General features: G+C 63.9%; 9 protein-coding genes. 1 reads left to right on the top strand and 8 read right to left on the bottom strand.

Annotation, left to right across the window (positions count from 1 at the left end; translation table 11 throughout):
- Nucleotides 1-57 precede the first annotated feature (57 nt).
- From MU856_RS12935 to MU856_RS12910, 6 genes are all read right to left on the bottom strand, one after another.
- Nucleotides 58-288, bottom strand: coding sequence for a hypothetical protein (locus MU856_RS12935; RefSeq protein WP_003038743.1), 231 nt, complete (start codon nucleotides 286-288; stop codon nucleotides 58-60).
- 136 nt (nucleotides 289-424) lie between these two features.
- Nucleotides 425-1,486: a ribonucleotide-diphosphate reductase subunit beta gene (locus tag MU856_RS12930; protein WP_062900734.1), complete on the bottom strand. Its 1,062-nt coding sequence runs from the start codon at nucleotides 1,484-1,486 to the stop codon at nucleotides 425-427.
- Between the two features lie 31 nt (nucleotides 1,487-1,517).
- A complete protein-coding gene (locus tag MU856_RS12925; protein WP_062900733.1) occupies nucleotides 1,518-1,907 on the bottom strand; it encodes a hypothetical protein in 390 nt (129 codons plus the stop codon).
- A gap of 12 nt (nucleotides 1,908-1,919) precedes the next feature.
- Complete coding sequence (locus tag MU856_RS12920; protein WP_062900732.1) at nucleotides 1,920-3,875, bottom strand: ribonucleoside-diphosphate reductase subunit alpha; 1,956 nt, start codon at nucleotides 3,873-3,875, stop codon at nucleotides 1,920-1,922.
- A gap of 668 nt (nucleotides 3,876-4,543) precedes the next feature.
- The gene (locus tag MU856_RS12915) at nucleotides 4,544-6,835 is read right to left on the bottom strand and encodes an EAL domain-containing protein (protein WP_263587714.1); all 2,292 of its coding nucleotides are present in this window, start codon (nucleotides 6,833-6,835) and stop codon (nucleotides 4,544-4,546) included.
- Between the two features lie 113 nt (nucleotides 6,836-6,948).
- The gene (locus MU856_RS12910; RefSeq protein WP_263587713.1) at nucleotides 6,949-8,691 is read right to left on the bottom strand and encodes an acyl-CoA dehydrogenase; all 1,743 of its coding nucleotides are present in this window, start codon (nucleotides 8,689-8,691) and stop codon (nucleotides 6,949-6,951) included.
- Nucleotides 8,692-8,744: 53 nt separating this feature from the next.
- Between MU856_RS12910 and MU856_RS12905 the strand changes: the two genes are divergently transcribed.
- Nucleotides 8,745-9,701 carry an L-threonylcarbamoyladenylate synthase gene (locus MU856_RS12905; protein ID WP_263587712.1) on the top strand — a complete coding sequence of 319 codons (957 nt, stop codon included), beginning with the start codon at nucleotides 8,745-8,747 and terminating at the stop codon, nucleotides 9,699-9,701.
- Here the strand turns inward: MU856_RS12905 and MU856_RS12900 are convergent.
- Together MU856_RS12900 and MU856_RS12895 are read right to left on the bottom strand one after the other, a co-directional pair.
- On the bottom strand, nucleotides 9,698-10,603 hold the full coding sequence (locus MU856_RS12900; RefSeq protein ID WP_263587711.1) for a DMT family transporter: 906 nt from the start codon (nucleotides 10,601-10,603) through the stop codon (nucleotides 9,698-9,700). The two genes, MU856_RS12905 and MU856_RS12900, sit on opposite strands and share 4 nt — an antisense overlap.
- A 159-nt stretch (nucleotides 10,604-10,762) precedes the next feature.
- Nucleotides 10,763-12,361: a S10 family peptidase gene (locus MU856_RS12895; RefSeq protein ID WP_263587710.1), complete on the bottom strand. Its 1,599-nt coding sequence runs from the start codon at nucleotides 12,359-12,361 to the stop codon at nucleotides 10,763-10,765.
- Nucleotides 12,362-12,419 lie beyond the last annotated feature (58 nt).

The following is a 12,419-nucleotide window of genomic DNA, read 5'->3' as shown; positions in this document are numbered from 1 at the left end:
GGCCATTGCGTCGGCTATAATGTCATGTCTGCCGCAATAACCGTCGCAGGTTTCGGATCAAACCGAAAACCCGCCCTTGTTCCGCCGGTTCGACCCCGCCGCCAGCACCTTCTTGCCCGTCGGGGTCAGCGTCCATTTCGCGCCCTGTTGCGCCACCAGACCCAGCTCGACGAGTTCGTCGCGGACGGGGTCGGTGGGGAGTTGGGGGCGGCGGTTCGACAGACCCTCCAGGCAGGCGCGTTGCGGCTGGCTGAGGATCAGCAATTTCAGTTTTTTCTTGTCGGTCATTTGCGACTTCTCTTTTCGATCATCGTTTCGGGCCGTGTGGCCCACCCCGCTTCGTCAAGCCGGCAAGCCGGCAAGCTTCGCTGCTCTTCCCCCCGGCCTGCGCCGGGGCAGGCTCTGAAGGAGAGGGGTTCGTTGGTTACTCCGCGGCGATGCCGGCCTGTTTGAACATGTCGTCGCCGCCATCGTCACTGCTCGCGGCAGCCGGGTCGTCGTTCGCCTTGGCCTTCTTGCGGCTGTCGAAGCTGGTCCACACGGTGTTCCAGTCGCCGCGCGTCGCGGCCTTCGAATATTCGGTGGCGCGCGTTTCGAAGAAATTGGCATGCTCGACGCCGTTCAGCAGCGGGGCGAGCCAGGGCAGCGGGTGTTCGTCGATCATGTAGATCGGCTGGAAACCGAGCTGTCCCAGGCGCCAGTCGGCGATGTAGCGGATGTAGCGCTTGATCTCTTTGGGCGTCATGCCGGGAACCGGGCCCTGTTCGAAGGCAAGGTCGATGAACGCATCCTCGAGCCGCACGGTCTTCTGGCAGCAATCGATGATGTCTTCCTTCACCGTCTTGGTCAGGCAGTCGCGTTCCTTGACGAAGGCGTGGAACAGGCGCGTGATGCCTTCGCAGTGCAGGCTTTCGTCGCGCACCGACCAGCTGACGATCTGGCCCATGCCCTTCATCTTGTTGAAGCGCGGGAAGTTCATCAGCATCGCGAAGCTGGCGAACAGCTGCAGCCCCTCGGTAAAGCCGCCGAACATCGCGAGCGTGCGCGCAATATCCTCGTCGCTGTCGACGCCGAAGGTGCCGAGATAGTCGTGCTTGGCGCGCATCTCGTCATATTCGAGGAACATGCCATATTCGCTTTCGGGCATGCCGATCGTGTCGAGCAGGTGCGAATAAGCGGCGATGTGAACGGTTTCCATGTTGCTGAACGCGGTCAGCATCATCTTGACCTCGGTCGGCTTGAACACGCGGCCGTACTTGTCGTGGTAGCAATCCTGCACCTCGACATCGGCCTGGGTGAAGAAGCGGAAGATCTGGGTGAGCAGATTGCGTTCATGGTCGCTGATCTTCTGCGCCCAGTCGCGGCAATCCTCGCCCAGCGGCACTTCCTCGGGCATCCAGTGGATCTGCTGCTGGCGCTTCCAGAAATCATAGGCCCAGGGATATTCGAAGGGCTTGTAGGTTTTGCGGGCTTCGAGCAATGGCATCGGCGTTTCCTCGGATCAGAATGGCTTGTGATTATTGGTCAAGACGACGTGACTCGGTGACGGGCAAACCCGCCTCGGTCGGAACATAGATCAGGCTGGCCTTGGTCCCTTCGAGCGCCTGAATTTGAAGGTAGCGCAGATACCCCTCGGGGCCACCAAGGCTGTTCTGCAGGATAGCGTTAGCCTGAGCGGCGCCCTTGGCACGAATAACCTCAGCATCGGCGAGCGAGATGGCGCTTTCCTTTTTTGCGCGAGCTTCAAGTATTGCGACTTGGCGCGAGGATTGCGCCTCGGCTAGCGCCGCCTCGCCCGCCAGGCGTTGCGAATAGACGCGATACTGCGGATAGCCGATCAGGAAGACGAGCAGTAGAATGATCGCTGCTCCGACCGCCGCGAGGGTACAACCCGCATTCTTGTTCATGGGGTTAGATCCTTATTGGCAGGCCAGACACTCGTCATAATCGGTGCTCTCGGCCGAAAGCTCGAACTTCGCCGCCTCGGGCGTGTTGTCGGCCTCGACCCCGCCCGCGAAGCCGGCGCGCTGGACCGATTTCGAGCGGAGATAATAGAGCGATTTGATGCCGAGTTCCCACGCGCGGTAGTGGAGCATGAGCAGATCCCATTTCTCGACGTCCGCCGGGATGAACAGGTTCAGCGACGCCGCCTGGTCGATATAGGGCGTGCGGTCGGCGGCGAGTTCGAGCAGCCAGCGCTGGTCGATCTCGAAGCTCGTCTTGAACACATCCTTTTCGTCCTGCGTCAGGAAGTCGAGGTGCTGGACGCTGCCGCCGCGCTCGAGGATCGAGTTCCAGATATTGTCGCTGTTCTTCGCCTTGTCGACGAGCAGGGCTTCGAGGTGCGGGTTGCGGATCGAGAAGCTGCCCGAGAGCGTCTTATGCGTGTAGATGTTCGCCGGGATCGGCTCGATACACGCGCTGGTGCCGCCGCAGATGATGCTGATCGACGCGGTCGGCGCGATCGCCATCTTGCACGAAAAACGCTCCATCACGCCCTGGTCGGCGGCGTCGGGGCAGGGGCCGCGCTCGTTGGCGAGCAGCATCGACGCCTGATCGACCTGCGCGCGGATATGCTTGAAGATACGCAGGTTCGACGACTTCGCCATCGCCCCCTCGAACGGCAGGCCGCGCGCCTGGAGGAAGCTGTGGAAGCCCATGACGCCGAGGCCGACCGAGCGTTCGCGGCTGGCGCTATATTTGGCGCGCGCCATTTCGGGCGGCGCGCGGTCGATATAGTCTTGGAGGACATTGTCGAGCATGCGCATGACATCTTCGATGAAGCGCTTGTCGCCGTTCCACTCGTCCCAGGTTTCGAGGTTGAGCGACGAGAGGCAGCAGACCGCGGTGCGATCGTTGCCGAGATGGTCGCGGCCCGTCGGCAGCGTGATTTCCGAGCAGAGGTTCGAGGTCGACACCTTGAGCCCGAGATCGCGATGATGCTTGGGCATCATGCGGTTCACCTGGTCGATGAAGATGATGTAGGGCTCGCCCGTCGCGAGGCGCGTCTCGACGAGCTTCTGGAACAGGCTGCGCGCGTCGACGGTGCCGCGGACGCTCTGGTCCTTGGGCGAGCGGAGGTTGAATTCCTTGCCGTCGCGCACCGCTTCCATGAATTCGTCGGTGATGAGGACGCCGTGGTGGAGGTTCAGCGCCTTGCGGTTGAAGTCGCCCGACGGCTTGCGGACCTCGAGGAACTCCTCGATCTCGGGGTGCGAGATGTCGAGATAGCAGGCGGCCGATCCGCGGCGAAGGCTGCCCTGCGAGATGGCGAGGGTGAGCGAGTCCATCACGCGGACGAAGGGGATGATACCGCTGGTCTTGCCGTTGAGGCCCACGGGTTCACCGATGCCGCGCACCGCGCCCCAATAGGTGCCGATGCCGCCGCCGCGCGACGCGAGCCAGACATTCTCGTTCCAAGTGCCGACGATCCCTTCGAGGCTGTCGTCGACCGAATTGAGGTAGCAGCTGATCGGCAGGCCGCGGCCGGTGCCGCCGTTCGAAAGAACGGGGGTCGCGGGCATGAACCACAGCTTCGAGATATAGTCGTAGAGGCGCTGCGCATGCTCGGCATCATCGGCATAGGCCGAGGCGACGCGGGCAAAGAGATCCTGATAGGATTCGCCGGGGAGCAGATAACGGTCCTGCAAGGTTTCCTTGCCGAAATCGGTCAGCAGCGAATCGCGCGACGAATCAGTGACGACCTCGAATCGGCGCGCATGCACCTTGGGCTCCGACGAATCGTTGAGCTTTGCGGCGGGTGCCGCAGCCTTTGATTCGGCACCCGATTCGGGCGCTGCCGGAGCGTCATTCTTTGTCAGTTCCACCGTCGCCACGTCGCTTGTCTCCACCCGTTCGGTCTCGCGAAAATCCATGTTTCAATGCCCCGTTTTCCGACCGCGCAGCGGCGCAGTCTGTTCCCGTCTTGTTCGACTCAGGGCGAAGCCCCAGCCTAGCACCATTCGACCGCCGGGTGGCACTTATTTTCGGACGCAAAAAGCTGCTTCCCGCCCCCATATGGGATGGAGCGCGGAAATCCGCCACTTTCGGCCGCATACTAATTCTTGGGGTGCCCCCGTGGTCTACCCACCATCTATAGTGCCACGTCGGCGCGACGATGCAAGAGAGTAAATGACAGATTAGGGACTCGGTTCGTCGCTGATTTGATTCAACTCGTCGATGGAAAAGCACGCCTCAGGGGGTGATCGCCAGCGTTTCCGCGGGGTTCGGCCATATGTGGCGAAAGAGCATCGCTGTCGCAAAAAATCGGAGCGGCGGCACAAGATATCGCGGTGCTTCGGAAGGAGAGCTTCGCCCCAAAAGAAAAGGCCCCGGCGATGCCGAGGCCCAATCTTTAAATTCCTAGTGCGGGTCAGGCCTGCGCACCACCGTTGCCGGTGCCGCCGCCGCCCAGGAAACGCCAAAACCAACCCATGTCAGATCTCCTGTCGGTACTGCCCACGAAGAACAGTTAACGGAGCATATACCTTAATCGACATGGTAAATCGAGTCTTAACTATAAATTCCCTGCCAATCTGGCACCTTAGGCGCGGCGGCTGTCGGAGGGGGGGGAGAGGCTGGCGAGCAGGTCGCCAATTAGCTGTGGTTTGCCAAGCAGATAGCCCTGGCCGATATCGCAGCCAAGCTGATCGAGAAGCGCCATCGTTTGCGCATCTTCGATGCCTTCGGCGACCGCGGTGGCGCCCAGGCGGTGGGCGAGATCGATCGTCGATTTGACCACTTCGAGGTTGCGCTGCGAATCGCGCATGGTCATCACGAATCGCTTGTCGATCTTGATTTCGTCAGCCTCGATTTCGGTCAGATATTCGAGGTTTGACTGCCCCGTGCCATAGTCGTCGATCGACAGGCGCATGCCGGCGCGGCGGATTTGCGCCAGCGTCTGGCGGGCCTGGAGGCTGTTTTCGATCTGTGCGGTTTCGGTGATTTCGATGGTCAGCCGTTCGGGCGGCAGATGATGCGCGCTGAGCATGACGCGGATCGTCGAGACGAGATCCTTGTGATCGAGCAGGGTCGCCGACAGATTAACCGACATGTGAATTTCAGTGCCGAGTTTCTGCAACTGCGCCGCCGAACGGATCGCCTGGTCCATGACGAACAGGGTCAGGCGATAGATGTCCTGGCTCTTTTCGGCCTGAACGATGAATTCGTCGGGCGAGATCGGCCCGCGCGTCGGATGCGTCCAGCGCACGAGCGCCTCGACGCCGACGAGCTGCCGCGTCGCGATCCGGTATTGCGGCTGGAAGGCGACCCAGATGTCGCCCGCGTTGAGTGCATCCTCGAGCTGCGAGTGGAAGCTGAGCTGCCAGCCGGCATCGTCCTTTTGCTGCGGCGTATATTTGGTCCACAGCACGCGGCTGCGGATCGATTTTTCGGCGGCGACCAGCGCGGCGGCGAGCCGCTGCGCGTTCGAGCCTTCGAACTCGTCATTGACCCCGAACGCCATCGACACGTCGACCTTCAACTCGTCGATGGTCAGCGGCGCGTTGAACAGCGCCGCGAGTCCCATGAGCTGCGTTTCGATCTGGCTGTGCTGATAATAGGGGACAAGCCATGCGAAGGTGCCGTCGAGATCGTGATAGAGGGTGGTGTCCTGCGACGCGAGCTGAAGCCGGCGGGTGACCTGCTCGACGAGCTTGCTCAGCCCTTCGCCCGGGATGAAGGCCGCAAGGTCTTCGAAATTGACGACTTTGGCCGCAATGACGGTCGCACTGCCATAGGATGCCTGTGTCCGCAGCGCCTCGAAATTGGGCAAGCCCGAAACGGGATTTTCATGCTGCGCCGATTTGCGGCGGCTGGCGCGGGCGACGTTGGTGCTGATCGTGGCAATCAGGAACAGGCTGGAGCCGATCGACACGGTAACGAGCATCGGCATGAGCGCGACTTTGACGACGATCAGGCCGAGTCCGGTGGCAACGGCGATCCAGTTGAAATGGCGGGTTCGCCGGAACGCAAGCGCACCGATCAACGCGGCGGCGGTCAGCGCGAGCGCGGGTATCCAGCCGATATCAATCGGCTGGCCGCGCTTCAGCGTTTCGCCGCCGATCAGATGGATGAAGGCGCCGGGTATCTTGTCGTGGCCAGGGAGGTAATGGGTATCCTGATACGCGGTTGCGGTTGCTGCGAAGATGACGTCCTTGCCCGCCAGCTCGCGGGCGCCAACTTGTCCGGAAATGACGTCGATTGCGCTATATGTCCTGATTGTGTCAGTGTTGTACGACAGATCGAGGGCATAGGTGCCGACCCCGGGATTGCGAACATTCGCGAGCAGCGAGGAAAAGGTCGGAATGTCACGACCGTTGACGTTCAGCGCCGTCGGCAAGCGCCAGACTTGCCAGAATTCGTATTCCCAGCCGATGCAGGCGAGTTGTGCCGCCGTCCCGAACGCGGGGCTTGGAAAGCGGGTGAGCTGTGAGTCGCCGAGATCGGCCGACTTGGCTTCGACCGCGAGTACCGCTCGCGAGCCCATTCGGCGGATCGCGGCGGTCATTGTCGGAAAATCGCGATCCGCGCCGCGGCGATCGAAAAGGAAATCGACGAAAAGCCGCTTCGCACCGGCACGATTGACCCCATCGACGACCCGCGCATGTTGGGCCATCGAAAAATCGTTCTTTCCCATGCGCTCAAGCGTCTTGTCGTCAAGCGCGACGATGACGATGTCCCCCGACACCGGGCGCCAGGCAACGCGGCCTACCGCGCTTTCGATAATGCGATCGATCGGTTCGGCGATCGACGACAGGCCCGCGGCCACGCTGAGCAACAGCGCCAGCGCGATCGTTCGCCAACTGATGAAAAGGCTCTTGACCTTAACTGGCACGCACGGGTCTCCAAAATGACCCGTTGGCATTAACTGAACCTGGTTAGCATCGCGTTAATCATGCCGGGAAACCGCGCCGCCCGATCGCGGTAAGCGGCGCGGCTTTTCCGGCGTCATCCAAGGCGCGGCAGCGGCCCCAGCGCGGCGTCGCCGGCAAGCGCCGAGGGCGCGAGGCCGGTTGCCGCGGGGACGATCTGTTGCAGATAAAAGCGCGTCGAGGCGATTTTCGCTTCGAGGAAGGCGGTATCGCCATCGCCCGCGTCGAGCGCGGCGCGCGCGCCCTGCTGCTCGACGGCCATCAGCCAGCCGCAGGCCGCGGTCGCGAGCATGGTGAGATAGGGGTAGCTGCCCGCGAGCCGGTCGGGCGCGTTCGCCTGTTCGAGCCAGTCGGTGACCGCGGTGCATGCCGCGGCAAGGTCGGCGAGTTCGGGATGGCCGGCGGCGCCGTGCGTGATGTCGGCGAGCAGGCTGCGCACGCCTTCGCCGCCCGCCATCCCGAGCTTGCGCCCGACGAGGTCGGCGGCCTGGATGCCGTTGGTGCCTTCATAGATCGGCGCGATGCGCGCGTCGCGATAATGCTGCGCGGCGCCGGTTTCCTCGATGAAGCCCATGCCGCCATGCACCTGCACGCCGAGGCTGGCGACCTCGCAGCCGATGTCGGTTGCGTGCGCCTTTGCCAGCGGAATGAGGACTTCGGCGCGCAGCGCGGCGGCTTCGTCGCCGAGTTTGCCGAAATCGGTCTGTGCCGACGCATAATAGATGAGCGCGCGCGCCGCCTCGGTCTGGGCGCGCATCCGCCACAGCATGCGCTTGACGTCGGGGTGGTGCTCGATCGTGACTGGGGTGCGGTCGGCGCTGCCTGCGAGCGATGACTGGACGCGCTCGGCGGCGTAGCGCTGCGCCTGCTGCGTCGCGCGCTCGGCGATCTGGACGCCCTGGCAGCCGACCATCAGGCGCGCGTTGTTCATCATCACGAACATCGCCTTCATACCGCCCATCTCGTCGCCGACGATCTCGCCTAGGCAATCCTCACCTTCGCCATAGACCATCACCGCTGTGGGCGAGCCGTGGATGCCGAGCTTGTGCTCGATCGAGGCGCAATGGACGCCGTTCGAGATGGTAGGGTTGCCGGCGTCGTCGAGGCGGTATTTGGGCACGAGGAAGAGCGAGATGCCGCGCGTTCCTTCGGGCGCACCGGGTGTGCGGGCGAGAACGAGGTGGACGATATTGTCGGTGAGGTCATGCTCGCCGAAGGTGATGAAGATTTTCTGGCCCTTGATCTTGTAGAGGCCCGCATTGGGGCCTTCGGTAACCTTTTCCGCGGTCGAGCGCAGCGCGCCGACGTCGCTGCCCGCGGCAGGCTCGGTCAGGTTCATCGTCCCGTTCCATTCGCCGGTGACGAGCTTAGGCAGCCAGGTCTGGCGCTGCTCCTCGGTACCATAGGCCATCAGCGCGTGGATCGCGCCGGGGGTCAGGATGTTGCAAAGGGTGAAGCCCATGTCGGCGCTGCCCAGCGCTTCAATGATCACCGTCGCGAGGGTGAAGGGCAGATCCTGTCCGCCATAGGCGGCGGGGCCGTCGATGCTGCCCCAGCCGGCCTCGACGAACTGCTTATAGGCTTCCTTGAAGCCCGGGGGCATCGTGACCTTGCCGTCCTGCCATATCGGGTTCTGGGCGTCGCCGACGCGGTTGAGCGGCGCATAGACCTCGGCCGCGAAGTCGCCGATGCCGGTGACGATCGCCTCGACCATGTCGGGAGTCGCCGCGGCAAAGCGGTCGTGCTGCGCCATCGCATCGATGCGCGCGATATGCTGGAGGACAAAGAGCTGTTCGGTGGTCGGCGCCGTATAGGTCATGGGGTTTCCCGCTTTTGGGGGTGATTCCGTTGCGCCCGGCGCTATAGCGCGGCATGGCCGAGCGTCAAAACGAGAGTGTGGCAACAAAGGTCGCGCCCTACGGGGCCGATGCCATTGCGCGCGCTGCGGAGCTTGTCGCGGCAGGGCGGCCGGTCGCGGTGCCGACCGAGACCGTCTATGGGCTTGCCGCCGACGCGCGCAACCCGCAAGCCGTCGCGCGCATCTATGCCGCGAAGGGGCGCCCCGATTTCAACCCGCTGATCGTCCATGTCTCCGACTTGGCGGCGGCCGAGCGATTGGGCGTGTTCGGCGCGACCGAGCGGGCGCTCGCGGCGGCGTTCTGGCCGGGGCCGCTGACGCTGGTGGTGCCGCGCACGGCCGATTGTCCGGTGGCGCGTATCGCGACGGCGGGGCTCGATACCATCGCGCTGCGCGTGCCGGAACACCGCGCGATGCACGGATTGCTCGCCGCGACTGGCGCGCCGCTCGCCGCGCCGAGCGCCAATGCGAGCGGCCGCGTGAGCCCGACCAAGGCGGAGCATGTGCTCGCGAGCCTCGACGGCCGGGTCGCGCTGGTGATCGACGACGGCGCGACGCGCGCCGGGGTCGAATCGACGATCGCGCGGGTGAAGGACGGCGCGGTCGAGATGCTGCGGCCGGGGCCGGTGACCGCCGCGATGCTGTGCGCGGCGAGCGGCCTGCCGGTGACGGGCGTTGCGGGATCGGAGATCGTCGCGCCGGGGATGCTCGCCAGCCATTATGCGCCAGGCAAGCCGGTGCGGATAGGCGCGCACGACTTCGCGGCGGACGAATATGGCATCGGCTTCGGCGCGCTGGCCGGCGACTATAATCTGAGCGCGGCGGGCGACCTGACCGAGGCTGCGGCGCATCTGTTCGATGCGCTGCACGCGGGGGCGGCGAGCGCGAAGCCGCGCATCGCGGTGGCGGCGATTCCGGCCGAAGGGCTGGGCGCGGCGATCAACGACCGGCTCGCGCGCGCGGCGGTCTAGGCAGCCGCCGGCTCGATCGGATCAAGCTGCGGGGTCTTGCGCGCGACGATCAGGCAGGCGGCGACGATCAGCAGCGCGCCGGCGATGGTCGGCAGCGTCACCGGTTCGGCGTAGAAATACCAGCCGAACATCATCGCCCAGAGGAAGCCGGTATATTCGGTCGTCGCAAGGATCTGCGCCTCGGCGCGGGCATAGGCCCAGCTCAGGAGCAGCAGCGAGATCGTCGCGAGAATCGCGGCGCCGACGATGTGCGGCGCATGGGCGCTGCCCGGCGGCAATGCGAACCACGGCGCGCCGAGGCCGAGGAACAGGGTGACGAACAGATTCTGGTAGAAGGCGATTTCCATCGGTTCGGCCATCTTGGCCTGCCGCCGCGCGAGGATGAGGTTGTAGGCATAGAAGATCGCCGACAGGAACACCGCACCGACCGCGAGCAACGCCTCCGCCTCATATTGCCCCTGTCCGAGCTTGCCCGCGGCGATGACCACGACGCCGACCAGCCCGAGCAACGAAGCGGCGATCGATCGCGGGCCGATCTTCTCTCCCAAGAAGATCGCCGCCATGTAGAGCGTCATCAGCGGCGCCACGAAGGCAAGGGCGATCGCTTCGGCCATCGGCAACCGCGCGAGCGCCCAGAAGAAGGTGATTGCCATCCCCGCGACGAACAGCGCGCGCACCGCGTGGATCTTCATCGTCGCGGTATCGGGCCAGGCGGCCGGTCGAGAGGCGAGGTAGAGAAGGCCGCTGAACAGGGTGCCGGCGCCGGTCCGCCAGAGCACGGCATTATAGGCGCCGATGTCGATCGACAGCCCCTTCATCAGCACATCCATCGCCGAAAAGGTCGCGATCCCCGCGCAGGCGATCAGGAAGGGGATGACGGGCGAGGGCGAATCGGGGCGCATGGATGGTGCTGTAAGGCCGGATGACATGGGTTGGAATCGTCATTGCGAGCGGGCGAAGCAATCTCCAGCTATCGGCCTTGCGCAAGGCTGATAGCTGCAGATTGCCGCGTCGCCTTCGGCTCCTCGCAATGACGAGCTGAATAAGTCGAGCGGCGCTTTCTAATCGACCCCATCGGTCCCGCGGATGAAGGCCGCGGCGTCGTCGTGCATCTCGCCGAGCAGCGCGGGGTTCACGTAAACCATGTGGCCCGAAGGGTAATATTTATAGGCGATGTTCGCCTGCAATTCCTTGGGCACTGGAAGGTGCGCGAGTTCGTAGCGGCCAGCGAAATAGGGTGTCGAAATGTCGAAATAGCCGCCCGTTACCAGCAGCTTCAGCTTCGGATTCTGCTTCATCGCGACCGCGAGGTCGGGGAGCACGTTGGGGAGCGCGATCAGCGGCTGGCCGGCGCCGGGCGGCTTATGCTTGTAATCCCAGCTGCCATAGACATCGAGCCCGCCCTCATAATGCTTGCCTGCGCCGTAGCCCAGGGTGCCGCGGGCATAGTCGTTGAACGCGGCGGTGTAGGCGGCGCCTATCGCGCTGCCCTGCGGATCGTAGGATGCGGTCTTGCTCAAGGGATCAAGCGTCGCCCCGGTGAATCGGGTGTCGAGCGTGCCGGTGGTTTCGCTCTTGTCGGCGAGCAGCTCCTTTTGCAGCGCGCCATATTCGATGCGCAAATTGGTCTTGAGCAGATAGTCGACCGGGAGGCCGGTATATCCGTGGAGCCTGGCCGCCATCGACTGTCGTTCGGCATCGGGCAGGTTATTGCCCTTGAGCAGCGCGATCGCATAGTCGCCGGTCGCAAAGGCCTCGACCTCTTTCAAAAACGGCGCGAGCTCGCGTCCCGCGCCCGCGCGCTTGTGATACCAGGCGGTCGCGGCATAGGTCGGCAGCGAGACGATATAGGGAAGGTCCACCCCCGGATTGACTTGCGGATCGTCGGGAACGAGATCCCAGTTCAAAATGTCCGAAAGCAGGATCACACCGTTGAGGTCGATGTCCTGCCATTGCAGCGCCAGCGTCATCCCGGCGGCGCGCATCGTCCCATAGCTTTCGCCGTAAAGATATTTGGGCGATTTCCAGCGGCCGTATTTCGACAGGAAATCGCGGACGAAGACCGTGAAGGCGTGGATATCCTGATCGACGCCGAACCATGCCTTTTCCTTGTCCTTGCCGGCGACGCGGCTGAAGCCGGTGCCGGGGGCATCGATAAAGACGAGGTCGGAGACATCGAGCAGGCTGTGCTCGTTGGGAACGGTGCGATAGGGCGCGCTGCCATGAGCAAGATCGGGGGTTTCGACGCGCTGGGGGCCATAGGCGCCCATGTGGAGCCACAAGGTCGGCGATCCGGGCCCGCCGTTGAACAGAAAGGTGATCGGCCGCGTTTCGGCGGGCGCGCCCTCCTTGAAATAGGCCGTGTAAAACATCGAGGCTTCGGACGCCGGAACCTCGGCGGCTGCATCCTTGTCGCTCTTGCGTTCGATGGCGACGGTGTCGTCCCAGCCCCTGGGGTGGACGATCAGCGTGCCCGCGACGGCGCGATAGGGGATGGTGACGCTGCCGACCGTCACCGAACCGCGGCTTTCGACCTCGGTGGGGGTGAACATCGGTTCGTCGGGGGCGGGACTCTCGGCGGCTGCGCGCGGTTCGCGCGACTGCGCCGTGGTACAGCCGGCGAGGGTGAGCGCGAGCGCGGCGGCGGCCATGAATTTCATACGGTCGATCTCTGCATTAGGTCGTCATTGCGAGCGGAGCGAAGCAATCCAGGGTGAT

This window comes from Sphingopyxis sp. GC21 (assembly GCF_025727575.1).
Classification (GTDB): Bacteria; Pseudomonadota; Alphaproteobacteria; order Sphingomonadales; family Sphingomonadaceae; genus Sphingopyxis; species Sphingopyxis terrae_A.
The sequence above is the reverse complement of the archived record's forward strand: the minus strand, read 5'-3'. Positions and strand labels throughout refer to the sequence as shown.